A 23,333-nucleotide genomic window follows, 5' to 3' on the forward strand; every position below is an offset into this window, starting at 1 on the left:
GGACGACTCTAACCGGAGGTGATCGCGGCCAGCCGCCGGTAGGAGTCCAGCAGGGCCTCGCGGTCGTAGGTGCTGGTGGTGACGAGGACCTCCTGCGCCCCGGTCTCCTTCAGCAGCGTCCGCAGTTCGTGCGCGACCTGCTCCTCGGTGCCGGCGAGGTGCCCGGCGAGCCCGGCCTCGTAGAAGTCGCGCTCCTTGCCGGTGAGGGTGAGCGCCTCGACGCGCTCGGCGGGCGGCAGGGGCGGGAAGGTGCCGTGGGTGCGGGAGTGCGCCATCGACCAGGCCTCGGGGATCAGCAGCCGCCGGGCCTGATCGGGGGTGGCGGCGACGGCGACCGTGCCGGAGACGACGACGTACGGTCCGGGCGCCCAGGCCGAGGGGCGGAAGAGCTCGCGGTAGTGGTCGATGCCGCGCCGCATCCTCTCCCGGTCGCGGAGGTCGCCGATCACCAGGGGCAGGCCGAGGCGGGCCGCGATGCCGGCGCCCTCGCCCATGGCCAGGACGAACGGCGGCACCCTCAACCCTTCGGAGGGGCGGGCGTGCACCCCGGTGGGGGACGCTCCCCGGAACCAGCCGAGCAGCTCCCGCAGCTGCGCCTCGAAGTCCTCGGCGTCGCCCTTGTCGCGGCCCAGTGCCTTGCGCACCCCGTCCGTGAAGCCGACGGAGCGGCCGAGGCCCATGTCGATCCGCCCGGGGAACAGCGACTCCAGCACGCCGAACTGCTCGGCGACGACCAGCGGCCGGTGGTTGGGCAGCATCACCCCGCCCGTGCCGACCCGGATCGTGCGCGTCGCCGCGGCGACGGCCGCGGCCAGCACGGTCGGCGCCGAACCGGCCACCCCGGGGACGCCGTGGTGCTCCGACACCCACACCCGGTGGTAGCCGAGCCGCTCCAGTTCCCCCGCCAGCCGCACCGTGTCGCGCAGCGCCTCGGGGTGGGTGTGCCCCTCGCGGGTGCGGGAGCGGTCGAGGACGGACAGACGTACGGGTTCCATACGAGGTTCTACGCCGTACGGGGCCGCCGGTATTCCGCCGCGGCGGGGCGACCCGCCGCACAGCGGGCACCGCCCGGAAAACCGGATGACCGCGTCCTCGCACGTCAGGACAATGTGGCGTATCCAGAAGCGAAAGGCGGCCGACCGTGACCGTCCCCAACGTCCTGCTCTGCGGCATCGTCGGATCGACCGCGTACGGCCTCGCCCACGAGGGCTCCGACATCGACCGGCTCGGTCTGTTCGCCGCGCCGACCGTGCAGCTGCACGGCCTGCGCCGGCCCAAGGAGTCGCACGTCGGCACGGCGCCGGACCGCACGCTGCACGAGGCAGCCAAGTGGTGCCGGCTGGCGCTGGGCGGCAACCCGACGGCGATGGAGCTGGTGTGGCTCCCGGACGAGCTGTACGAGGTGCGGACCCCGCTCGGCGACGAGCTCATCGGCATCCGGACGGCGTTCCTGTCCGCCCGCCGCGTCCGGGACGCCTACCTCGGCTACGCCACGCAGCAGTTCCGGCGCCTGGAGGCCCGCGGTGACGGCTCGTTCTCCGCGGACACCCGCAGGCGCACCGCCAAGCACGCCCGGCACCTGAAACGGCTGTGCAGACAGGGCCTGGAGCTGTACACCACCGGGCGGCTGACGATCCGGGTCGAGGACCCGGAGGAGTACCACGCCTTCGGGGAGCGCGTCGCCGCCGACCCGTCGGCCGCGCAGCCGCTGCTCCGGCAGTACGAGGACGCCTTCGGCACGAGCCCCACGGTGCTGCCGGGCGAACCCGACGAGGCTCCCGTGGAGGCCTGGCTGCTGCGGGTCCGCGCGCAGTTCTACCCGGCGGCGGACTCAGCCGCCCGGGCGTAGCAGACCGCGCTCGTAGGCGCGGACCAGGTGCTGCGGCACGAGGTGCCGGACGCCGTCGACGGTGACCGGCACCAGCGCCGGGGTGGCCGCCTTCCACTGGGCGCGGCGGTGACGGGTGTTGCTGCGGGACATCTTCCGCTTCGGGACAGCCATGGGAATCCTCCTCGGTGGACGGCACGGACGGCACCGAGGACGCTACATGAAAATGGATCCCATTAACAATGCGCGCCTCCGGTGCCGTGCTCCTGCGCATGGCGGCGTGCGGCGAGACTAGGAGTGAGACATCCCAGGCACGTGGCGTCGCCTGAGGTCTACACGCAGGTCCTCCCTGATGTAGATCTCGATGTACTCGTACAGCCATGGCGAGTTCGCGAGCTGCGAGAAAGTGCGACTGAGCGCTTCTGTGGTCGTGCGGGCGTCGGTCAGGTTGGCCACCCGCCACAGTGACAGCGGTCGGGAGTCGGTACCGGCCACCGCGTGCTCGACGTGGAAGAGAGGCTGCAACGTGTCAGCCTTCACGAGTTCACCGGAATCGTCGACGAGTTGCGTCGCGCCGATGAACGTGACGCGCTGTGCGGCCGGGTCGAGACGCACCTGCTCAAGGACCAAGCCGTAGTCGGAGCCGCCGATCCACGGATGCTGCATCGATGCACGTACGAAAATCTCTGTTCCGTCGTCACCGGCCGGCTGTTCGCCCCAGATGCGCACGCTCCCGGGCTCCATCACCGAAGGCAGATACGGCGCGGGGTTGCGGGCTTTGCGAACCTCCATGTCCCACAGCATGTCGCGGGTCATGGTGAAGGGGGCGGGCGCCTCGTAGCTTTTCGCGATCACCTCGTTCACATCGAGCGGAGGCAGCGCCGAGTGCGTGTAGGCCGGGTCGTTCCACACGCGCTCGAATTCCGCCACGTGATCGAGTAAGCCGCTCTGCTCCATCGTCTCCTCCTGCACATGTCAGGCGCGGGCCGCAGGGTCGGAGTCCCGTTCTTCGCGGCCTCGATTCCTATGGTGGAACGGTCGAGCGCCTATGTGGGCATCGGTAAGGATCACTTTGTCAAGTTTCGATGTGCACCCCAATTACCTTCTCTTCGCGGTCATGGAGCGACCACCGCCGCGGGTAGCGGCCTCGTCCGCAGCACCCGGCCCCCTGTCCACAGCTGTCCCGGTGCCGTCCGTCAGCCGTCCCCGGGCGGGGTCAGTCGCCGGTGCCCACGAGCATCCGCACCTCGAACTCCTCGTGCGTAGCGGCCTCTTCGGCCGGGCCCTTGTCGAGCACCGTGCCCAGCCAGCCCAGGAGGAAGCCGGCGGGGATGGAGACGATGCCCGGGTTCTGCAGCGGGAACCAGGCGAAGTCCGCCTCCGGGTAGAACGAGCCCGGCGTGGAGGAGACCACCGGGGAGAACACGGCCAGCAGCACCGAGCAGAGCAGGCCGCCGTAGAGGCTGAGCAGGGCGCCCCGGGCCGAGAAGCGCCGCCAGAACAGGGTGTAGACGATCGTCGGCAGGATCGCGGACGCGGCGATGGCGAAGGCCAGGAAGGCGAGCGTCGCGGTGTTGGCACCCCAGGCGACGAGCGCGAGCAGGATCCCGAGGACGCCGATGACCGCCGCCGACAGCCGGGCCACGGTCAGTTCCTCCGTCTCGGTCGCGCGGCCCTTGCGGATCACCTCGCTGTACAGGTCGTGCGCCAGGGACGAGGCGGCGGCCAGGGTGAGTCCGACCGCCACGGCGAGCAGGGTCAGGTAGGCCAGGCAGGTCAGCAGCGCGGTGAGCACGCTGCCGCCCAGTTCGTGGGCGAGCAGCAGGACGGCGGAGTTGCCGGTGCGGTCGGTGCTCACGATGGTGTCCCGGCCGAGCAGCGCGGTGGCGCCGAGGCCGAGGACGCCCGCACCGAAGCAGACCGCGCCGACCAGCCCGACGGCCCACAGCACGGAGGAGCGCAGCACGGAACTGCGGCGCGGCGCGAGCAGGCGCATCAGCACGTGCGGGAGGGCGGCGAGGCCCAGGACGATGGCCAGTTCGAGGCTGAGGAAGTCCAGCTTGTTGCTGACGGTGCCGCCGTAGCGCAGCCCCGGTTCCAGGAAGCCGAGCCCAAAGCCGCTGCGCTCGGACGCCCTCTGCAGCAGGGCGTTCGGGTTCCAGTCGAAGTGGTGCAGCACCCAGCCCGCCGTGAACAGGACGCCCACCACCAGCATCACGGCCTTGATGATCTGGATGACCGTCGCTCCGGGCATGCCGCCGAGGGCGGCGTACAGGATCACGAAGGTGCCGATCACGACCACGCACAGGGTGCGGGTGGTATCGCTCGGCACCCCGGTGAACTGGGTCAGCAGGGCCACGCTGCCGACGAGTTGGGCCACCAGGTAGAGCGTCGCGATCGCCAGGATGCACACCGCAAGGGCGACCCGCACCGGCCGCTGCTGCCGGGGCAGGCGCAGCGCCACCGTGTCGCCGAGCGTGAACCTGCCCGTGCGGTGCAGCGGTTCGGCGATCAGCAGCAGCACCATCATCCACGCGACGGTGGTGCCGCCCAGGTACATCAGCCCGTCGTACCCCGTCAGGGCGACCAGTCCGGTGCTGCCCAGCAGGGTGGCCGCGGAGATGTAGTCGCCGCACATGGCCAGGCCGTTGCGCAACGGCGACATGGTGCGGTCGCCGAGGTAGAACTCGCTGATCTCGTCGCGCTGCGGAGCCGTCAGCAGGGCCGTGAACAGGGTGATCACGACCACGGTCAGGAAGAGCACGAACGTCAGCTGCAGACTGCGGTCGTCGATGGCGGCGGCGGTCACCACGTGCGGAACCCCCTGGTGCCCGGCTGGAGGGGCCGGCCGGTCGCGTCGGGCAGCGGAGCCGACCGGGCGCGGCGGCTCTCCTTCTCGTGCCGCAGACGGGAGCGCAGCCCGCGGGCGAGCGGGTCGACCCGGGTGCGCATGTGCCGGACGTAGCACCAGGCGGTCACCCCCATGACGGCGAACTGCCCCAGTCCCAGGGTGAGTCCGACCGTGAGACGGCCGAACAGGGGCTGGTTCATCACCGCGGGGAGGAAGCTCGACAGCACCACGTACAGCAGGAATCCGCCGACCGAGAGGATCGTCGCCCGGGTGCCGAACCGGCGCTGCGCGCGACGCAGGGAGTGGAACTCCGGATGGTCGGATATGCGGGACGGCGGAGCATGTTCGACGTGCCGGAGCGGGAACGGGGGAGTGTCGTCCCGCCGCGGTGGAAATTCGGGCACAGGCGCACCTTCTTCGCTGCATCGTGCCCCGCACTCGACCCCGTCGCGTCAGTGTCGTGCCCGGCTTCCGCGCAGGAGGGAGGGACGCCGGACACACTGCGGGGGTGCGGGCTCTGTGGGGGGTTCGTGAAACCGGAAAACGCACTGCTCGGAAACACGGGTACGGCCTGGGGCTCTGTGTGGAGATCCCCGACCAGCCCGGCCACGGGTGGTGGCGAGGCTGGAAGCGGAGTATGTCAGTGCTGTCCTTGAGCCATCAACCGTAAGGATCAATCGCCCTGCGTGCATGGCTCGTTCACGCCCTGTCGCGAACCGCGTGATCCCGCGCGGGCCTGCGCGGAAAGGCCCGCCGGTGAGCGGCCTGGACCGTTTCTCCGGCCAGGCTGGCCGAAACGCGCCGCCGACCCGCCCCCGGGAGCGGCCGGAGCCGGCCGGGGCGGGCCGGAGCGGCCGGAGGGCGCGGAACGGGTCCGGGGCCCTAGGCTGGGCCGCGTGAGCGACGACCGCAGCAAGGCCCCACTGGCCGTGTTCGACCTGGACAACACCCTCGCCGACACCGCGCACCGGCAGCGCTTCCTGCGGCGCACGCCGAAGGACTGGGACGGCTTCTTCTCGGCGGCGCCCCAGGACGGGCCGCTGCCCGAGGGCATCGCGCTGGTCGCGGAGAGCGCCCGGGAGTGCGAGATCGTCTACCTCACCGGACGGCCCGAGCGCTGCCGCCGCGACACGCTGGACTGGCTCCGGGCCCACGGGCTCCCCGAGGGCCACGTCCACATGCGGAGGGACGCCGACCGCCGGCCCGCCCGGTTCACCAAGCTGGAGATCCTGAAGCGGCTCGCCCGCACGCGCGAGGTCCGCGTCCTCGTGGACGACGACGAACTGGTCTGCGAGGACGCCCGGCGCGCGGGCTTCACCGTGGTACGGGCCGACTGGGCGGACCGGTCCGCCGAGATGAAGGCGGCGCAGGAGCGGGAAGGGCGCACCTGAGACCGGGCCCGCCGGGTGACGGCCGGGTGTCCTACTCGGACTCCTCCAGCCGGAAGCCCACCTTCAGCCCCACCTGCCAGTGCGCGATCCGCCCCTCCTCCAACTGGCCGCGCACCTGCGTCACCTCGAACCAGTCCAGGTTGCGCAGGGTCTGCGAGGCCCGGTCGATGCCGTTGCGGATGGCCTGGTCGACGCCGTCGGGCGAAGTGCCGACGATCTCCGTGACCCGGTAGGTGTGGTTCGACATGCCGCTGCTCCTCCGTAGGTGACGGGTGTGCCACGCGTCACTCCACCGTGCCCCAGGCGGCGGCGAAGCGCGAGACGTCGTCCGCGCCCCGCCGCCGTCCGGGCGCCGGCCGGGGTCAGCGCGCCGTGCTCAGCGACAGGGCGAACCGTCCCGCGCCGTCGGTCCACCAGTGGGCCAGGTCGAGGCCCGCCGCGGACAGTTCGGCGCGCACGCCCTCCTGCCGGAACTTCGCCGACACCTCCGTGCGCAACTCCTCGCCCGCCGCGAAGTCGACGGCGAGGTCGAGCGCCGGCACCTTCACCGTCTGCGCCGTACGGGAGCGCAGCCGCATCTCGATCCACTCGTGTGCGGGGTCCCACCGGGCCACGTGGTCGAACGCGCCGGGCTCGAAGTCGGCGCCGAGCTCCCGGTTGATCACGGTCAGCACGTTCTTGTTGAACGCGGCCGTCACCCCGGCCGCGTCGTCGTAGGCCCGGACCAGCACCTCCTCGTCCTTGACCAGGTCCGTGCCGAGCAGCAGGGCGTCGCCCGGGGCGAGCAGGGCGCGCACGGAGGCCAGGAAGGCGGCGCGCTCGGCGGGCAGCAGGTTGCCGATCGTGCCGCCGAGGAACGCCACCAGCCGGGGCCCCGGTGTGTCCGGCAGCGTCAGCTCCGCCGTGAAGTCGGCGATCAGCGCGTGCACCTCCAGGCCGGGCCGCTCGGCGGCGAGCGCCTGCCCGGCCTGGGTGAGGGCGCTGCCGCTGACGTCGACCGGGACGTACGTGTGCAGTTCCGTCAGGGCGTCCAGCAGGTGCCGGGTCTTCTCGGAGGACCCCGAGCCCAGCTCGATCAGGGTGCGGGCCCGGGCCGCCGCGGCGATGTCGCCGGAGCGGGCGAGGAGGATCTCCCGTTCGGCGCGCGTCGGGTAGTACTCGGGCAGTTCGGTGATCTTCTCGAACAGGTCGCTGCCGTGCGCGTCGTAGAACCACTTGGGCGGCAGCGACTTGGGGCGGCCGGTCAGGCCCCGGTGGACGTCGGCGCGCAGCGCGGCGCCCGTGGCGTCCTCGGGCAGGGTGCGGGTGAGGTGGAACGGACTCACTTAACGGGACTCCTTCGGGGACGGCGTGGAGGCGTCGGCCGGCTCCTTCAGCGGGGTGAGCAGCACGTCCGTGCGGCTCGCCGCGAGCAGCGTGCGGTCGGGGACCTGACGCCAGTGCGGGTCGTCGTCGTAGGGCTCGGAGGCCACGGTGGTGCCGCCGCCGGGCCGGGTGAGGTACCACAGGGTGTCGCCCCAGGCGGTGGCGGTGATCGTGTCGCCGTTGGTGAGCAGCAGGTTCAGCCGTGAGCCGGGGGCGGCGGCAGCGACCTCCAGCACGGTGTCGGCCAGCGCCTGGCCCTCCTCGTCACCACCGCGCAGCCGCGCCAGGACCAGGGCCCACACGAGCGCCGAGTCGTTGCGGGCCTCCAGCGACAGCAGGTCCTCGGGCGGCAGGGTCCGGGAGACGGCGGCCAGCGAGCCGGGCCAGCCCCGGATGGCACCGTTGTGGCTGAACAGCCAGGTCCCCGCGGCGAACGGGGCCGCGGCGGCCTCCGCGTCCGCGCCCGACAGGGTCGCGTCCCGCACCGCGGCGAGCAGCGCGCCGGAACGGACGACCCGGGCCAGGTCGGCGAGCGACAGGTCCGCCCAGATCGGCCCGGCCCGCCGGTAGCGGGCCGGCACCGGGTCCCCTTGCGCGTACCAGCCGACGCCGAAACCGTCGGCGTTGACCGTCCCGTACCGCTGGTGCCGGGGCGCCCACGACTGCCGGTACAGCCCGTGCGGGGGCTCCACCAGGAACCGGCCGAGCGGCTCCTCGGGCCCCACGTAGGCGATGTGACGGCACATCAGACGTCCTCCGAGCGGGCCGTGCGGAACCCGGAGAAGATCTGCCGCCGGATCGGGTAGTCCCAGTTGCGGAAGGTGCCCCGGCAGGCCACCGCGTCCACGGCGAACGAACCGCCGCGCAGCACCTTGTGCTCGGGGCCGAAGAAGACTTCCGAGTACTCCTTGTACGGGAAGGCCCTGAACCCCGGGTAGGGCAGGAAGTCGCTCGCCGTCCACTCCCACACGTCGCCGATCAACTGCCGTATGCCGAGCGGCGATTCACCCGCCGGATAGCTGCCGGACGGGGCCGGGCGCAGATGCCGCTGCCCGAGGTTGGCGTGCTCGGGGCCCGGGTCGGCGTCGCCCCACGGATAGCGCGTCGAGCGGTCCTGGGCCGGGTCGTGGCGGGCCGCCTTCTCCCACTCGGCCTCGGTGGGCAGCCGGCGTCCGGCCCAGCGGGCGTAGGCGTCGGCCTCGTACCAGCTCACGTGCACCACGGGCTCGTCCGGCGGGACGACCTCCGTGACGCCGAAGCGGCGCCGCAGCCACTGCCGGCCGTCCCGCCGCCAGAACAGCGGGGCGGTGATGCGGTGCCTGCGGATGTGCGCCCAGCCCTCCGGGGCCCACCAGCGGGGCTCGCCGTAGCCGCCGTCCTCGATGAACGCCTGGTAGGCGGCGTTGGTCACCGGTGTGGTGTCGATGAAGAACGGCGCCACCTCACGCCGGTGCGCGGGGCGTTCGTTGTCCAGGGCCCACGGCTCGTCGGAGGTGCCCATCGTGAACGGGCCGCCGGGCACGAGGACTTCGGACGGACCGGTGAACAGCGGCACCGGGTCCGGGTCCGGCGCGGTCAGGGCCGCGGGGCCCGTCCGCAGCTGATGGGTGATCAGCATGGTCTCGTCGTGCTGCTGTTCGTGCTGGGCGATCATCCCGAAGGCGAACCCGGCCTCGGTCAGCCGCGTACCGTGGAACGCGGCCCGCTCCAGCACGTCCAGGGCCCTGGCGCGCACGTCGGCCGCGTAGCCGCGGGCCTCGGCGGGCGACAGCAGGGGCAGTTTCGGCCGCTCCGCGCGCGGGTGCTCGAAGGCGTCGTAGAGGCTGTCTATCTCGGGCCGTATCGCCTCCTGCCCGGCGACGGCCCGCAGCAGCCACTGCTCCTCCTGGTTGCCGATGTGCGCGAGGTCCCACACCAGGGGCGACATCAGCGGTGAGTGCTGTGCCGTCAGGTCGGGCTCCTCGACGCAGCTCGTCAGCAGCGTGGTCCGCTCGCGCGCGACGATCAGCGAGGCGACCGCGCGGTCACGGAGCGCCTCCGGGTCGGCGGAGCCGGCGTCCGCGGGGGCGGGGGAGAGCTCGGTCATGGGCGGTAGTCCTTCTCGTCGGCGCGACCGTCCGTGCCGCGCTGTCGGTCGAGCAGGTCGTCGGCGGGGCAGCGGCCCAGGACGACATGGCGGTCCAGATAGGCCGTGACGGCCTCGACGACCTCGGGAGCGGCCCCGAGCCGGGGCAGGGCGTCCAGCGCGGTCGTGAAGCACGTGACGGCCACCTCGCGCAGTTCGGCGTCGGCCAGGCCGGACCGGGCCGCGTCGAGCCACAGCGGGTTGTGCGGCGCGGGCAGTCCCAGGGTCCGTTCGGCCAGCGGCTTCACGGCCCGGTAGGCGGTCTCGGCGGCCTCCGGGTCGTCGAACAGCGCCGCCACCACCGCCAGCGGCACGATCCAGCCGTCGTCACCGGGCTGCGCGTCGATCATGCGCAGTTCGAGGTGGCCGCGCGGCCTGACCGGCGGGAACAGCGTGGTGACGTGGTAGTCGAGGTCCTCCCTGGTGGGCGGCCTGGGCGCGCCGGTGCGGAGCCACTCCCGGAAGGTGAGCCCGTCCGGGACCTCCCAGGGCGCGCCGTCGTGCCGTACGCACATCACGGGGGCGTCCAGCACGTGCCGGGCCCAGGCGCCGCGCGGGTCGGCGTCCAGCGGCGGGCCGCCCGCGCGGCCGGCGCCGATCCGGGTCCACAGCAGTTGCCGCGAGGACAGCCAGCCGGTCGGCCGGTGGCCGGCGAGCGGGGAGTTGGCGAACACCGCCACCAGGACCGCGCCCAGGTGGTGGGCGAGCCACCAGCGCCGCACGTGGCCGAGGGGTCCGGGCTCCTCGTGGCCGGCGTCCAGGCAGACCTGCACGGAGGCCGAGGTGCACATCATGGCGCGCCCTGCGGGACCGGTGCGGTCGAGGCAGGCCTCCATGGCGTCGTAGCGCGGCTCGCGCAGGAAGCGGCGGGGTTCGTGCCAGGGGTCCTGGCCGAGGCCGACGAGGGCGAGACCGTCCTCGCGCAGGACCGCGCGGACGGCGTCCAGATCGGCGGAGACGGTGCGGACGACCTCCGTCAGGGAGGCGGCGGGCGGCGAGCTCAGTTCCAGCTGGCCGCCGGGCTCCACGGTGAGCGCCGACCTCAGGGGCAGGGTCCGCAGTGCGGCATAGGCCGCTTCGAGTCGTTCCGGTGTGACGGGGAGCTGCGGTGCGCGCAGCTCGTGGACGAGCCATTCCACCTCGACACCGAGGCGGCGCGGCGGGCCGGTCTTGAAGCAGATGCCGCGGACCAGGGCCTCGACGTCTGCCTCGGACAACTGGGTGTGTGGCTCGGTACAGCCACTCGTCGAATCGGACATGTCGGGATCCTCCTGAGATTCCACCATGCCACCGGTCCGGGCTCTTCGGCGGCCCGGGCCGGGATCACTCGTCCCACCCAAGACGTTCGAGCCGCTCGGCACAAGGGGGCGAATCGGGGCGTTCGGGTTCGGTAATCGGTGGCGGCCGGGCGTTCTCCGGTGTGTTCCCCGATGTTTCCCGGCCGCGAAAACCGCGTTGCGCCGAGGGTCCGGCATCGACCACGATGCCTGCGTGAGCACGACAAAACCGGCCGCGCGGCGCGCGGTCACGGCGCGCACGGGGGTGGCGCCGTGAGCGCGCGCCTGCGCGGCATCGCGCGGCAGACCGAGCAGATCGTGGCCGCGGGGGCCTACCGGGCCCCCGGCGGGCACGAGGTGCCGATCGCGGCGCACATCCGGGCGGCGTGCGAGGGCACGCGGATCCACGGACCGGAACCGGTCCCCGTGTCGGCCGTCCGGGTGACGCGCACGGTCGTCGAGGTCACCGGCGAGAGCAGCCTGGAGGCCGCCCGCCGGCTGGGCGGGCAGGTGGCCGTCCTGAACTTCGCCTCGGCCCGCAATCCGGGCGGTGGCTACCTCAACGGCGCCCAGGCCCAGGAGGAGGCGCTGTGCCGAGCCTCGGCGCTGTACGCCTGCCTCCTGCGGGTCCGCGCGTTCTACGACCACCACCGGGCCCACCGCGACCCGTTCTACACGGACCGCGTCATCCACTCACCGGGCGTGCCCGTCTTCCGCGACGACCGCGGGGAACTGCTGGACGAGCCGTACACCGCCGGCTTCCTGACCTCGGCCGCGCCCAACGCCGGTGTGGTGCTGCGCACCGCGCCCGAACGGGCGTCCGAGCTGCCGGGCGCCCTGGCCGTCCGGGCCGAACGCGTCCTGGAGACGGCCGCCGCCCACGGCTACCGCGGGCTCGTCCTGGGCGCCTGGGGTTGCGGCGTGTTCCGCAACGACCCGGCGCAGGTGGCGGGGGCGTTCCACGGGCTGCTGGGCCCGGGCGGACGGTTCGCCGGAGCCTTCAGGCACGTGGTGTTCGGGATCCTGGACCGCACGAGGGACCGCGCGGTGCTGGGTGCGTTCGAGAAGGTGTTCCATGGTGGTCGCGCGCCCGGTCCGGGCCGTGGCGCGGGCGTTCAGCTCCAGCCGTAGCGCTCCTGGAGCCGGCGCCTGACCGCGTTGAACCGCATCCGGTCCAGCGCGCAGGCCTCCCGGCGCATGCCGTCCTCGTGCAGGCGCAGCACGCGGTCGACGTCGACCCACGAGTCCCGGCCCGACCGGTCCCAGGGGCCGCTGCCGATCGGCACCCACTCCCGGTCGCCGTCGTGGCGCCTGCTGGACAGCTGCACGGCCAGGAACGTCCCGGCCGGCTCGCGGGCGACGACCAGCACCGGGCGGTCCTTGCCGCGCCCGTCGTTCTCCTCGAAGGGCACCCACGTCCAGACGATCTCGCCCGGGTCGGGATCGCCGTCGTGGGCGGGCGAGTACTCCGTGCGCACCCGGCCCACCTCGCGGGGATCGGCCTGGACGGTGGCGGAGGGGCCGTGGCGGCCCGGGGCGTATCGATCGGTGGACGCGGTCACGGGGGCACCCTAGAGGCTGTTCCCGTGACCGCGCACGACGGGTCGCCCTCCGGCCGCTCCGGCGGTCCCGGGAGCGGCACTTCGGTGTGCGCACGGAGGCTCAGGCGGCGGCCGGACGGGCCGTGACGGGCGGCGACGGCCACATCTCGGACCAGCGCAGCTCCGCCTCCAGCTGCGCGGCCACCTGTACCAGCAGCGGCTCGCTGTGCGCCGGGCCCAGCAGCTGGGCGCCCACGGGCAGGCCGTCCGGCGTGAAACCGGCCGGCACGTTGACCCCCGGCCAGCCCAGCACGTTCCAGGGCCAGGCGTACGGGCAGGCGGCGATCATCGCCCGGTCGGTGGCGAACCCGCTGAGTTCCAGCAGGGCGCCGATGCGGGGCGGGGGAGCGGCGGTCGTGGGCGCGAGGACGAGGTCGTAGGAGGTGAAGAACGCGCCGATGCGGTGGTGCAGCACGGCCTCCGCCCGCCGGGCCGCCCGCAGCGGGGCGCCGCCGAGGAGCCGGCCCAGCCGGGCCGCGTCCCGGGTGCGCCGGTCCAGCAGTGCCGGGAAGGGCGCCTCGCCCACCCGCTCGGCGATCCCGGCCGTCGCGCGCGGCACGAAGGTCAGCCCGATCTGCCCGTAGGGCGGGTCGGCCTCCTCGACCCGGTGCCCCGACGCGGAGAGCCGCTCGGCGAGTTCGACGACCCGGGTGCGGACCTCCGGCAGCAGCCGGGCGGGTACCGCCGTGAACGGCGGCTTGAGGGAGAGCGCGATGCGCAGCCGCCCGGGGTCGCGCCCGACGGCGCCGGACACGTCCAGGGCCGGGGGCCGGTGCGGGTCCTGCGCGTGGTTGCCGCTCGCCGCGTCCAGCAGCAGGGCCGCGTCGGCGACCGACCGGGCGAGGGTGCCGTTGACGGTGATGCCCTGGAAGGACTCGCCGCGCGGCCAGGTGGAGATGCGGCCGCGCTGCGGCTTGATGCCGACCAGATGGGTCCACGCGGCCGGGATCCGCACCGAGCCCGCGCCGTCCGAGCCCAGCGCGGCGGGGACCAGGCCGGCGGCGACCGCCGCCGCCGAGCCGCCCGAGGAGCCGCCGGGCGTGTGGTCCGTGCTCCACGGGTTGCGGGTCGCGCCGAAGGCCGGTCCCTCCGTGAAGGGCCACTGCCCGAACTCGCAGGTGTTGGTCTTGCCGACGACGACGGCCCCGGCCGCGCGCAGCCGCCGTACGGCCTCGCCGTCCTCGGCGACCGGCGGGAACTCCCCGCAGCAGCCGAACGCGGTCGGTTCGCCGGCCACGTCCATGTCGTCCTTCACCGCCACGGGCACGCCCAGCAGCGGCCTGCGGCCGCCGGCGGCCAGCTCCCGGTCGGCCGCGTCGGCCTCCGCGAGGGCCGCCTCCGTGCGCACGAGCCGGAAGGCGTTGAGGCCGTCCTGCGTCGCCTCGATACGCGCCAGGGTGCGCTCCACCAGCGCCCGGGACGTCACCTCCCCGGCGGCCAGCGCGCGAGCGGTCTCCGTCAGGCCTGCGGCACGGTCGAGCGTCATGCGGACACCTCCGGAAGCAGCTTGTCTACCGAACGGTAACGTCCGGTGGCCGGTGGGGGAACGCCGCCGCCGGCAGTGGAAGTTCACCCACGGACCACCTCTTCCTCACTGGGCTCATCCGCCGCTGTTCAAACCATTGACGCCCGTTCGCCTCGCCCCTACGGTCTGACCCCCACCCCCCTGATCGAATCACCGAACCCTGTTCGGTATCTCGAATCCTGGTCGCTCAAGGGAGAGCCGCCCGTGACCCCACACCCCGCCGTCCCGTCCCGCCGCACCCTGCTGCGCGCCCTGGCCGCGGTGCCCGCCTCGGCGGTGCTGCTGGGCGAGGCGCCCGGACTGCTCGGCAGCGCCCTGGCCGCGGCGCCCCCGAACGGCTCCGCCACGCGCTACACCATCGTGCCGTTCCTCGACAGCGACGACGGCACGGTCGACGTCTACCAGTCGGACGACGCCACCGACTTCCGGCTGCTGCGCTCCTCCGCCTACACCCCGCCGGCCGGGCGGATCCGGGACGCGAGCGTCATCAGGCACACCGACGGCCTGTACTACGTCACTTACACCACCCGCACCTGGCAGGACACCAGCACCACCATCGGCTTCGCCCGCAGCTCCGACCGCGTCAACTGGACCTTCCTGTACGACTACACCGTCCCCGTCGCCAACCTCTCCCGGGCCTGGGCACCCGAGTGGTTCGTCGACGCCGACGGCAGCGTGTACGTCATCGTGTCCTGCTCCACCACCGGCAACCAGTGGAACTTCACCCCGTATCTGCTGAGGGCCGCCAACACGGCGCTCACCGCGTGGGGTCCACCGGTCGCCCTGGCCGGAATCGGCGCCAACCACATCGACACGTTCGTCGTGCGGATCGGCTCGACGTACCACGCCTTCCCGAAGAACGAGACGACCAAGTACATCGAGTACGCCACCGCCTCGAACCTGGCCGGCCCCTACACGATCCGCCGGACCGGCGACTGGGCGGGCTGGGGCGGCTACCGCGAGGGCCCGGCGCTGGTGCAACTCGACAACGGCGGCTGGCGGATCTTCTTCGACGGCTACGGCGACGGCACCTACTACTACAGCGACAGTCACGACACCTTCGCCACCTGGACGGCGCCGGCCGCCCTGCCCGTGCTCTCCGGAAGAGCCCGGCACTTCACGGTCGTCAAGGAGACGGTGGCGGGCGGACCGAGCCTGGCCCGGAACATCACCCGCTCCTTCCGCTCGGCCAACTACACGACCCGCCACTGGCAGCAGCAGTCCTCGCTGCTCGACCTGCCGGTCGTCAGCGGCTCCAGCACCACCGCCGAGAAGCAGGCCGCCACCTTCACGGTCGTCCCCGGGCTCGCCGACGGCGGCGGCTGCTCCTTCCGCGACGCGGCGGGCCGCTACCTGCGGCACTGGGACTTCCGCGCGCGCTTCGACGCGAACGACGGCACGCGCACGTTCGCCGAGGACGCCACGTTCCTCCTGCGGGCCGGCACCGGGTCCGGCTCCGTGCGCTTCGAGTCGTACAACTACCCCGGCCACTACCTGCGCCACTACGCCTACCGGCTGCACGTGGAGCGCGCGGACGGCACGGACCTGTTCCGCCAGGACAGCTCGTTCGTGCCCGTGGCGGCCTGGGCCTGACCCGCCGCACCGCACGGCCGGGCCGCCACGGACAGCGCGTCCGTGGCGACCCGGCCGGAGGGGATCAGCGGGTGAAGGTCACCCGGTGCTCCTTCAGGGCGCCGCAGTTGGAGCCGTACACCTGCACGTAGGTGTTGCCGATGCTGCCGCCCCAGTCGACGCAGGTGGCCCTTGCCGTAGACGTAGGTCGGTCCGGCGTACGAGGTGAACACGCCTTCGTCGTAGTCGCTGTCCTCGGTGTCCGGGACGTAGACCCAGGCGGACATGTTCACGGCCGTGCCCGGGTTGGTGCGGATGGTCGCGACGCAGTTCTGGCCGTTGGCGGAGTTGTACGTCAGGTACGCCGTCCCCAGCGAGCCGACGGCCGCCGAGTTGACGGTCTTGTAGCCGCTCCCGCAGACCTTCTGCGGGGTGGTGTTGGGTGCGGCGGAGGCGGGCGCGGCCAGGGCGGTCATGGTCCCCAGCGACAGCGCCGCCACGGCGGACCCGGACAGGACGGAACGGGCGATTCTCATATTTCCCCCTTGCAACTCTTCGAGGTGGTTGCTCCTGCATGGTGTGACCCGCCGGAGGTGCAAAGGGTTGTGCGTCATCTCGGCGGTAAATCAAGCCAGTTGGTGCTCTCCTGTGCGGAACCGGCGCCGCCGGGTGGCCGAGGTTGCCCGGATCCCACCCGCTCCACACACGGGTCACTCACACCACACGAGAGATCCGGAGGATCTGCGCAGGGGTGACACACGGGCTCCACACGGACCGTTCGAAGTCTCGTTAGCGTTACGGCTCGATCCCACGTGCGAACGTGACCAGGCCGCGGCCGGCGAGCCGCCGGAACAGCCAGATCGGGAAGACCACACATGGACTACTGCTCCTCGTGCCGTCGGCACCTCAACGGCGCCTTGGTCTGCCCGGGGTGCGGCGCCTACGCCCCGGACATCGACCCCACCGCCGGCGACGGCCGCACCGGCCGGGCTCCGGCGGCCGCCGCGACCGCGGGCGGACCGGCGGCCTGGGCGCACCCGGCCGACACCGGCACGTGGCACGACGGGACCGTGTGGGACGAGGACCCGGCCGGATCGCGGGACGCCGCCGCCGGTCCCGGCGGCCGCCCCGAGGCCGCCGGCGCCGGACCGTCCGACGGCCACGACGCGCCGGGCACCGGCCTGCCCGACGGCCACGACGGCCCGGACGCCGATCTGCCCGACGGCTACGCGGCCCGCCCGCAGGGGCGGGCGGCCCGCCGGCGCCAGCTGGCCCGCTGGAAGAAGAACCAGCGCCGGGCCGTGGTCGCGACCGCCGTCGCGCTCGTCGGCGGCGGCCTGACCGTCGCCGCGATGAACGGCAACGCGACGCCCGGCGTGCAGGCGGCCACCACACCGGAGGACTCCCCGATGGGCGGCGCCGGGGGAGAGGCGCCGACGTACACCGAGCCGACGGCGGACCAGAGCGCCGGCCCGCGCTCCGCGCCCACCACCGCACCGGCCACCGGACGCGTCTCGCGCCACCAGCAGCCCCGGGCCGCCGACCCCCGCACCACACCGGTACGGACCCGTTCGGACGCGGCCACCCCACCACGCGAACTGCCCCTGACGACCCCGCCGCGCCGGTCCACCGTCCCGGACACCGCAGGCACCGGCACCGGCTCCTCCGGCGCCACCGGCCCGGACACCACCGCGCCGACGGCACCACCCGCCGCCGGCCCGGACGCCCAGCAGCCCGCGCCCCCGGTGAGCGACCCACCCGCGACGAGCCCCACCTCACCCACGGCGCCCCCGGCCGCGTCGAAGCCCCAGGAGCTGTGCCTCCTCGTCATCTGCCTGGGCTGAGCCCCGGGACGGCCGGAAAAAACCGGTGGCCTGCGTCTGCCACGCCTCCTACCTTCACGGCATGGCTGACGAATGTTTCCGGCATCCGCGGCCCGCCGCGCTCCAGGACCCGCTCGGCCCCGACCGCGGCGACCTCCTGCCGTACCTGCGGACGGCGCGGGAGTGCGGGGCGCGCCAGGTGCTCGACATCGGCTGCGGCACCGGCGCGTTCGCGCTGCTGCTCGCCGGGCACGGCCTGCGGGTCACCGGCGTCGACCCCGCCCGGGCGTCCCTGGACGTGGCGCACGGCAAGCCGGGCGCCGTCCCGGCGGCCCGGGCCTGGGAGAAGTGGAATCGCGAGGCCACCCACGCCGTGACCGTCGTCCCCGGCGCCGGTGCCGTCACCTCCCGGGTCGACCCGCTGGACGTGACCGGGCCGCTGGTGACGTTCCGGTGGAGCTACGTGTTCGCCGCCGACGGGCAGATGCTGACATCGGTGTCGACCCTGCGCTTCCGCGAGCGCGCCGAGGTCGAGGCGAACTCACCGCGCAGGGATACGAGTCGGAGGAAGTGCGGGACGCCCCGGACCGGCCGGGGCGGGAACTCGTGTTCGCCGCCCGGCGTCCTCACCAAGGGCGCTGAACCGTCCGCGCCGCCTCCGCACAAGCGGAATCCGACCGTACAATCCTGGCGACCAAATCGGGGGCGTCATCAGCGGGGGAGTCCGCGTGGAAACCATCATCGTGCAGTTGCCCGGGCCGTCGCAGTGGGGTGCGGACGTGTCCGGCAGTCCCGAACTGATCCATCTGGGGCCGGGGGACGTCGCGGACTTCGGCCGCGGCGGGACCGGGGTGCGCATCGTCCTGACCGACCCCGGCATCTCGCGCCGGGCCGGGCAACTGGAAGCGGCCGGGGACTACTGGCGGCTGTCCAACTACAGCCGCAGCGTGTCGTACGTCGTGGAGAACCTGGAGGGCGCCGGCGAGTACCTGACCGTCGCGCCGGGGCGGCTGGGGGCGCCCGTGCCCTTCGAGTTCTCCCGCGTGGTGCTGCCGGCCCTGTCCGGCACCGCCACCTTCAAGGTGTTCGCGCCCCAGCACGCCTACCTCGGCGAGCAGTCGATGCCGGGCGGCGGCGAACAGACCGTCCACCCCTTCGCCCTGGACCCCACGTCCAAGTACTTCCTCGTCCTGGTCGCCCTGTGCGAACCCCGGCTGCGCGACCCGTCCGACTCGGCGCTGCCCGGCGTCGGGCAGATCGTGGAACGGCTGCGGCCGCTGGAGTGCTGCCGGGACCTGACCCGCTCGGCGGTCAACTACCACATCGACTACCTCGCCTTCGCCAAACTCCGCCTCGACCTCGGCGAGGACACCGCGACCGGCGCCAAGCGCACCCGGCTCGCCTCCGTCGCCCTGCGCTTCGGCCTGGTACGCGAAGAGCACCTCGCCCTGCTGCCGCCGCGCAACGCCGGCCGCCTCACCCCGCAGGAGGCCGGAGCATGACCTCCGGAGGCGACCGGCACGAGGACGACCTGGAGGCACCACGGCCCCGCCTCCCGGAGGGCTTCCGGATCGAGGGCTGGGAAGTGGGCGCGGTCATCGGCTCCGGCGGCTGGGGAACGGTCTACGAGGCCCGTACGGTCGCCGACGGCACCCCCGTCGCCGTGAAGGTGCTGCCGACCGGCTCCCTGGGCCCCGGGCAGCGCGCCGCGCTCGGCGAACTCGTCGCCCGCGAGGTCCGGTTCAGCGCGGAGGCCGACCACCCGCACCTCGTGCGCACCCACGCCGTGTGCACCGTGGAGGCGCCGGAACTGCCCGACCTGGACGGGGCGATCGCGCTCGTCATGGACCGGGCCGAGGCCAGCCTCAAGGACGTCCTGGACGCGGCCGTCACGGGCGGGCCGATCGACGGGGCCGCGCGCGTCCTGCGCGGAGTCGCCGCCGGACTCGCCCACATGCACGCCGCCGGCTGGGTGCACGGCGACCTCAAGCCCGCCAACGTCCTGCTGGGCGAGGACGGGCAGGTGTGGCTCGCGGACTTCGGGCTGGCCGCCGAACTCGACGGCACCCACGCCCATCTGCCGCCGCTCGGCACGCTGGACCACCTGCCGCCCGAGTGGTGGTCCCAGCGCACCGGCACCGAGGGAGCCGTCGTCCGGCCCACCGCCGACATCTGGGCCTTCGGCGTGCTCGCCCACCAGGTCCTCACCGGCGGCCTGCACCCCTTCCCCGGCGCCACGGCCCGGGCCCGCTCCCTCGCCGCCCAGAGCTACGCCCGCGGCACCGCGCCACTGCGGCTCGACGCCGGACTCGACGAGGAGCTGCGGCGGCTGATCGCCGACTGCCTGGCACCGGACCACACCGCCCGCCTGCCGCACACCGCCCGCGCCGTCGCCGACCGCATCGAGCGGATCACCGGCGGCCCGGCGCGCCGCCGCGGACGCCTGGTGCCGGCCGTCGCCGCCGGGCTCGTCGTGGCGACGGCGGCCACGCTGACCGCCGTGGCCCTGCTCGGCACGGACGCCGGCTCCCGTGACGAGGACCGGGACCGCGGCACCCGCACTCCCACTCCCACCGGCGCCGACAGCCTCCCGCCCGGGGAGATCCCCGAGGACTCCGACGTGCCCGAGGCGCTGCGCCCCGTCATCACCCGCGCCGCGCACCGCTGTACCGACGAGGAGATCACGCCCGCCCTGCTCGCCGCGATGATCAAGGCCGAGAGCGGGTTCGACCCGAAGGCCTCCCGCCCGGAGAGCGACGAGTACGGCATCGCCATGTGGACCCCGGGCGTGTTCAACGCCTGGGCGGTGGACGGGGACGAGGACGGCGACAAGGACCACATGTCGCCGCCCGACGCCATCTCCACCATGAGCGGCTACGTGTGCTGGCTCGACCAGCGCTTCAAGGCGGCCGGGCTGCCGAAGAAGGACCTGCCCGCACTGGTCGCGGCCGGCTACCGCACCAGCGACCGCACGGTCATCGAGGAGGGCGGCGTCCCCGAGCGGGTGCGGCCGCACGTCGACAAGGTGCTCGGCTACCTCGCCGACTACCAGCGCTGAGACGCGCGAGCGGGGGGCGGAGCCTCGGCCCCGCCCCCCGCTCGTCCCCCGTTCCCGTCGTGACCGCTACGCGGCGCACTCCGGTACGTTCGGCAGCCGGTTGTCCGGCGAGCTGATGTAGATGTTGGAGATGTAGCCCTTGTACTGCGGCAGGTAGGCCCACCACTCGTTGGTGTAGGGCGGCACGCTGACCACCTGGCCGCGCTTCTGGCAGCCCACCAGCACCTCGACCCCGGCGGGCAGTCGCGTGATCCGCTCGTCACCGGTGGAGGCGCCCTTGCGGACGTTCACCGACTCGCCCCAGGTACCGAACCAGGTCCCGGCGGGCCGGGTTCCGCCCGGCACGTTCAGCGAGCGCGTCAGCCGCCCGATGTCGGTGTACGTCTTCCCGTACGAGGTGCCGACCGGGTGCAGTGTCAGCACGGCCACGATCGACCGGTCGTCCGCCCCCACCGTGCCGGTGGTGTGCAGGGCGGGACGGGTCAGGTCCACCGCCGCCGCGCGCGCAGCGGCCTTGTCGTCCGTGCCGGGGGTCCCGGCCCGGGCGCCCGCCGCGCTCTGCGGGCCGCAGGTGCCGTCCGCGTACGCGCCGGCCCAGCCCTGCTTCACCGCCCAGGGGCGGTCGAAGGCCCCGGCGATGCCGAAGTGCTGGTCGAACGAGTCGGAGGCGCAGCGCGTGGAGGCCCGCAGGTTGTCCATGATGAACGTGCGCACGGGCGCGGGCGCCTTCTCCAGGATGTACTGGTAGATCGCCACCGTGTCCCGGGCCGAGACGGCGGTGTAGCCCCAGTAGCCGGGGTAGCCGGCGGGCGGTCCCTCGGTGTCGCGCAGACCGAGCCGGTCGGGCGAGACCATCCGGTCGATGATCGCCGAGCCGCCGTACGTCGTCCAGTAGTGGTTCGCCGCGGCGTCGTCGCTGCTGCGCAGCATCGGCTCCAGCCGTGCCCGGTCGGCCGGGGGGATGACGTAGTCGGGCCCGCGGTCCCACAGGAAGTCCAGGGCCAGCAGCAGCTTCACGACCGAGGCGGACCGGAACTTCGCGCTGTCGTTGACCTGTTCGGTGAACGTGCCGGCGCGGCGGTCGTAGACGGCGACGCCGGCCGTGACACCCGGCGGGATCTCGGCGGCCGCCGCCCGGACGGTGCCGGCGGCCTTCTCCGGCCGTGGCTGTGCCGCCGCGCCGCTGGTGAGCGACGCGACCGTGACGACCGCCGCGAGTGCGGCGGCGCCGCGCAGGAGCATGCGCATGGTTGCCCTTCCTGGTCTGCCGGTGGTTCGCGGTGGACGGCGCTCAGCAGTCCGGGACCCCGGCGATCTTCTCGCCGCCCCGGATGTACAGGTTGTTCACCCAGGCCACGTCGCTGCCCGAGAACTCCATCACGGCGGTCCACCAGTTGTTGGTGCCGACGGCCGGGTCGTGCACGGTCTGGCCCTGCTTCTGGCAGAGGGCGTCCGCCCACCACTGCGAACGGACCGCCAGGCGCGGGGAGTCGGTCGTCGGCTCCTGACGCAGGTTCACGTCGGTGGCCCAGATGTAGACGTCGGTCAGGGTCGGGTCGCCGCCGGTGGCGACGGCCGGGGCCGCCTGCGCCGAGGTGGCCAGGCCGCCGACGGCCAGCGCGGTCGCGGCCAGGCCCAGGGCGGTGCGGCTGATCAGTCGCTTCATGGAACTGTCCCCCGTAGGACGGTGGTTCGGGCGGGTGGGAGTGGTGCGGTGGTTGCGTCCGGACGCGGTCACGTCCGGGTCAGCAGCGCGCCGAGGCCGGCAGGTTGCCGTAGTCGTCGCCCTTGAGGTACACGGCGCTGACGTAGCCCTCCAGGAGCTTCACCCAGACGTCGTTGGAGTAGCCGTTGTCGGTGATGCGCTCGCCGCGGGTCCAGCAGTAGGCGCCGAGCGGCTGGCCCGCCGGGGCGGTGGTGATGATGCCGTAGCCGGTGCCCGGGCCCCTGCGGACGTTGACTGCCTCGTAGGGCACGACCGCGTACGGCGCGGCCAGTACACGGGCGCCGCCCTGCTCGCCGGCGCCGGCGGCGGTGGCGGTCCCCGCGGTGAGCGGTCCGAGCAGGGCGAGCGCACCGGCGCCGACGAGCGCGGCCCTGGCGAAGAGACGAGTGGTCATGTCGAGATCCCCCTGATGGTGTGGCCGACGCTCAGAACTGTAGGGAGACCAGGGGCGATACGGTCCCTGACGTTTGTCAGGATCGCCCGGTGGGGCAGGGGCCCAAGGCCTGCGCCGCGGCCGCCTCGATACGGCCGAAAAGTGCTCGACGGCCGCAGCCGGCACTGTCTACGATCCACGGCGCGGCATCGCGTGCCGGTCACCGGCCGGGTGAGGCATGGAGGCGCCGTGGAGATGCCCGTGGAGGCATTGACCGTGTCAGTCGAGTTCAACCACACCATCGTTCTCTCCCGTGACCGGGAGAAGTCCGCGCACTTCCTCGCAGGGATCCTGGGACTGGAGGTCGGGGCACCGACCGGGGTGTTCCTGCCGGTGACGACCGCCAACGGCGTCACGCTGGACTTCCTCACCATCGACGCCGACGTCCCCATGCAGCACTACGCGTTCCTCGTCTCCGAGGACGAGTTCGACGAAGCCCTCGCCCGCCTCGTCGAGGCCCGGATCCCCATCCAGGCCGATCCGCACGGCAACCACCCGCGCCGGATCAACCGCAACGACGGCGGCCGGGGCGTGTACTTCCTCGACCCGTCCGGCCACGGCCTGGAGATCATCACCCGCCCCTACGGCGCCGACCCGGCCTCCCCTCTGAACGGGGTCACCGAGGATGTGACCGGGGCGGTCTGAACCGCGGCCCGGGTCGCGGGGGGGGGGGGCCGGGCGGGGGCCCCCCCCCCCCCCCCCCCCCCCCCGCCCCGCCCCCCCCCCCCCCCCCCGGGCGGGGGGGGGCCCCCCGCGCC

Annotated in this window: 23 protein-coding genes and 2 pseudogenes; 9 read left to right on the forward strand and 16 right to left on the reverse strand. The window is 73.5% G+C overall.

Annotation, left to right across the window (positions count from 1 at the left end):
* Nucleotides 1-8 precede the first annotated feature (8 nt).
* Nucleotides 9-995 carry an LLM class flavin-dependent oxidoreductase gene (locus ACPXCS_RS02305; protein ID WP_425946216.1) on the reverse strand — a complete coding sequence of 329 codons (987 nt, stop codon included), beginning with the start codon at nt 993-995 and terminating at the stop codon, nt 9-11.
* Between the two features lie 146 nt (nt 996-1,141).
* Here ACPXCS_RS02305 and ACPXCS_RS02310 point away from each other — a divergent pair, with 146 nt between their 5' ends.
* Entirely contained in the window at nt 1,142-1,849 is a 708-nt protein-coding gene (locus ACPXCS_RS02310) for a nucleotidyltransferase domain-containing protein (RefSeq protein ID WP_425946217.1), read from the forward strand.
* Here ACPXCS_RS02310 and rpmF read toward each other — a convergent pair.
* From rpmF to ACPXCS_RS02330, 4 genes are all read right to left on the reverse strand, one after another.
* The gene (gene rpmF, locus ACPXCS_RS02315; protein WP_093834097.1) at nt 1,832-2,002 is read right to left on the reverse strand and encodes a 50S ribosomal protein L32; all 171 of its coding nucleotides are present in this window, start codon (nt 2,000-2,002) and stop codon (nt 1,832-1,834) included. The two genes, ACPXCS_RS02310 and rpmF, sit on opposite strands and share 18 nt — an antisense overlap.
* 117 nt (nt 2,003-2,119) lie before the next feature.
* Nucleotides 2,120-2,785, reverse strand: a complete 666-nt coding sequence (locus tag ACPXCS_RS02320) for a hypothetical protein (RefSeq protein WP_425946218.1) — start codon at nt 2,783-2,785, stop codon at nt 2,120-2,122.
* Between the two features lie 259 nt (nt 2,786-3,044).
* Nucleotides 3,045-4,640, reverse strand: a complete 1,596-nt coding sequence (locus ACPXCS_RS02325; RefSeq protein ID WP_425946219.1) for a cation acetate symporter — start codon at nt 4,638-4,640, stop codon at nt 3,045-3,047.
* Entirely contained in the window at nt 4,634-5,083 is a 450-nt protein-coding gene (locus tag ACPXCS_RS02330; protein ID WP_425946220.1) for a DUF485 domain-containing protein, read from the reverse strand. The genes ACPXCS_RS02325 and ACPXCS_RS02330 overlap by 7 nt, the downstream gene beginning before the upstream one ends.
* A gap of 492 nt (nt 5,084-5,575) precedes the next feature.
* On the opposite strand from ACPXCS_RS02330, the gene ACPXCS_RS02335 reads away from it, so the two are divergent.
* Nucleotides 5,576-6,070 carry an LNS2 domain-containing protein gene (locus tag ACPXCS_RS02335; RefSeq protein ID WP_425946221.1) on the forward strand — a complete coding sequence of 165 codons (495 nt, stop codon included), beginning with the start codon at nt 5,576-5,578 and terminating at the stop codon, nt 6,068-6,070.
* A 31-nt stretch (nt 6,071-6,101) separates the two neighbouring features.
* On the opposite strand, the gene ACPXCS_RS02340 is transcribed toward ACPXCS_RS02335, so the two are convergent.
* The 5 genes from ACPXCS_RS02340 to egtA form a co-directional block, all read right to left on the reverse strand.
* Nucleotides 6,102-6,317 carry a dodecin gene (locus tag ACPXCS_RS02340; RefSeq protein WP_383332379.1) on the reverse strand — a complete coding sequence of 72 codons (216 nt, stop codon included), beginning with the start codon at nt 6,315-6,317 and terminating at the stop codon, nt 6,102-6,104.
* Between the two features lie 115 nt (nt 6,318-6,432).
* Entirely contained in the window at nt 6,433-7,395 is a 963-nt protein-coding gene (egtD, locus tag ACPXCS_RS02345) for an L-histidine N(alpha)-methyltransferase (protein WP_425946222.1), read from the reverse strand.
* Nucleotides 7,396-8,181 carry an ergothioneine biosynthesis protein EgtC gene (gene egtC, locus ACPXCS_RS02350; protein ID WP_425946223.1) on the reverse strand — a complete coding sequence of 262 codons (786 nt, stop codon included), beginning with the start codon at nt 8,179-8,181 and terminating at the stop codon, nt 7,396-7,398.
* On the reverse strand, nt 8,181-9,521 hold the full coding sequence (gene egtB / locus ACPXCS_RS02355; RefSeq protein ID WP_425946224.1) for an ergothioneine biosynthesis protein EgtB: 1,341 nt from the start codon (nt 9,519-9,521) through the stop codon (nt 8,181-8,183). Before egtB ends, egtC begins: the two co-directional genes overlap by 1 nt.
* A complete protein-coding gene (gene egtA / locus ACPXCS_RS02360; protein ID WP_425946225.1) occupies nt 9,518-10,819 on the reverse strand; it encodes an ergothioneine biosynthesis glutamate--cysteine ligase EgtA in 1,302 nt (433 codons plus the stop codon). The genes egtB and egtA overlap by 4 nt, the downstream gene beginning before the upstream one ends.
* A 291-nt stretch (nt 10,820-11,110) precedes the next feature.
* On the opposite strand from egtA, the gene ACPXCS_RS02365 reads away from it, so the two are divergent.
* Nucleotides 11,111-11,968, forward strand: coding sequence for a TIGR02452 family protein (locus ACPXCS_RS02365; protein WP_425946226.1), 858 nt, complete (start codon nt 11,111-11,113; stop codon nt 11,966-11,968).
* Here the strand turns inward: ACPXCS_RS02365 and ACPXCS_RS02370 are convergent.
* Both ACPXCS_RS02370 and ACPXCS_RS02375 read right to left on the reverse strand, forming a co-directional pair.
* A complete protein-coding gene (locus ACPXCS_RS02370) occupies nt 11,953-12,399 on the reverse strand; it encodes a type II toxin-antitoxin system PemK/MazF family toxin (protein WP_425946227.1) in 447 nt (148 codons plus the stop codon). The two genes, ACPXCS_RS02365 and ACPXCS_RS02370, sit on opposite strands and share 16 nt — an antisense overlap.
* 100 nt (nt 12,400-12,499) lie before the next feature.
* Entirely contained in the window at nt 12,500-13,924 is a 1,425-nt protein-coding gene (locus ACPXCS_RS02375) for an amidase (RefSeq protein WP_425946228.1), read from the reverse strand.
* 243 nt (nt 13,925-14,167) lie between these two features.
* On the opposite strand from ACPXCS_RS02375, the gene ACPXCS_RS02380 reads away from it, so the two are divergent.
* Nucleotides 14,168-15,556 (forward strand): glycoside hydrolase family 43 protein, encoded by a 1,389-nt coding sequence (locus tag ACPXCS_RS02380; protein WP_425946229.1) that lies wholly within the window; start codon nt 14,168-14,170, stop codon nt 15,554-15,556.
* Between the two features lie 64 nt (nt 15,557-15,620).
* Here ACPXCS_RS02380 and ACPXCS_RS02385 read toward each other — a convergent pair.
* Nucleotides 15,621-16,071, reverse strand: a pseudogene (locus ACPXCS_RS02385) (spore-associated protein).
* 339 nt (nt 16,072-16,410) lie between these two features.
* Between ACPXCS_RS02385 and ACPXCS_RS02390 the strand changes: the two are divergent.
* The 4 genes and pseudogenes from ACPXCS_RS02390 to ACPXCS_RS02405 all read left to right on the forward strand — a co-directional run bounded on the left by ACPXCS_RS02390 (nt 16,411) and on the right by ACPXCS_RS02405 (nt 20,416).
* Nucleotides 16,411-17,379, forward strand: a complete 969-nt coding sequence (locus tag ACPXCS_RS02390) for an SCO2400 family protein (RefSeq protein ID WP_425946230.1) — start codon at nt 16,411-16,413, stop codon at nt 17,377-17,379.
* A gap of 61 nt (nt 17,380-17,440) precedes the next feature.
* Nucleotides 17,441-18,000 (forward strand): annotated as a pseudogene (locus ACPXCS_RS02395) (class I SAM-dependent methyltransferase).
* 86 nt (nt 18,001-18,086) lie between these two features.
* Nucleotides 18,087-18,860, forward strand: a complete 774-nt coding sequence (locus ACPXCS_RS02400) for a serine/threonine protein kinase (RefSeq protein ID WP_425946231.1) — start codon at nt 18,087-18,089, stop codon at nt 18,858-18,860.
* Nucleotides 18,857-20,416: a protein kinase domain-containing protein gene (locus ACPXCS_RS02405; protein WP_425946232.1), complete on the forward strand. Its 1,560-nt coding sequence runs from the start codon at nt 18,857-18,859 to the stop codon at nt 20,414-20,416. Before ACPXCS_RS02400 ends, ACPXCS_RS02405 begins: the two co-directional genes overlap by 4 nt.
* Before the next feature lie 66 nt (nt 20,417-20,482).
* Here ACPXCS_RS02405 and ACPXCS_RS02410 read toward each other — a convergent pair whose 3' ends face one another.
* From ACPXCS_RS02410 to ACPXCS_RS02420, 3 genes are all read right to left on the reverse strand, one after another.
* Nucleotides 20,483-21,664, reverse strand: coding sequence for a hypothetical protein (locus ACPXCS_RS02410; protein WP_425946233.1), 1,182 nt, complete (start codon nt 21,662-21,664; stop codon nt 20,483-20,485).
* A gap of 43 nt (nt 21,665-21,707) precedes the next feature.
* A complete protein-coding gene (locus ACPXCS_RS02415) occupies nt 21,708-22,082 on the reverse strand; it encodes a peptidase M23 (RefSeq protein ID WP_425946234.1) in 375 nt (124 codons plus the stop codon).
* A 79-nt stretch (nt 22,083-22,161) separates the two neighbouring features.
* Complete coding sequence (locus ACPXCS_RS02420) at nt 22,162-22,536, reverse strand: SH3 domain-containing protein (protein ID WP_425946235.1); 375 nt, start codon at nt 22,534-22,536, stop codon at nt 22,162-22,164.
* 255 nt (nt 22,537-22,791) lie between these two features.
* Between ACPXCS_RS02420 and ACPXCS_RS02425 the strand changes: the two genes are divergently transcribed.
* Nucleotides 22,792-23,220 carry a VOC family protein gene (locus ACPXCS_RS02425; RefSeq protein WP_425946236.1) on the forward strand — a complete coding sequence of 143 codons (429 nt, stop codon included), beginning with the start codon at nt 22,792-22,794 and terminating at the stop codon, nt 23,218-23,220.
* Nucleotides 23,221-23,333 lie beyond the last annotated feature (113 nt).

The organism is Streptomyces sp. DT190 (assembly GCF_049846985.1).
GTDB lineage: Bacteria > Actinomycetota > Actinomycetes > Streptomycetales > Streptomycetaceae > Streptomyces.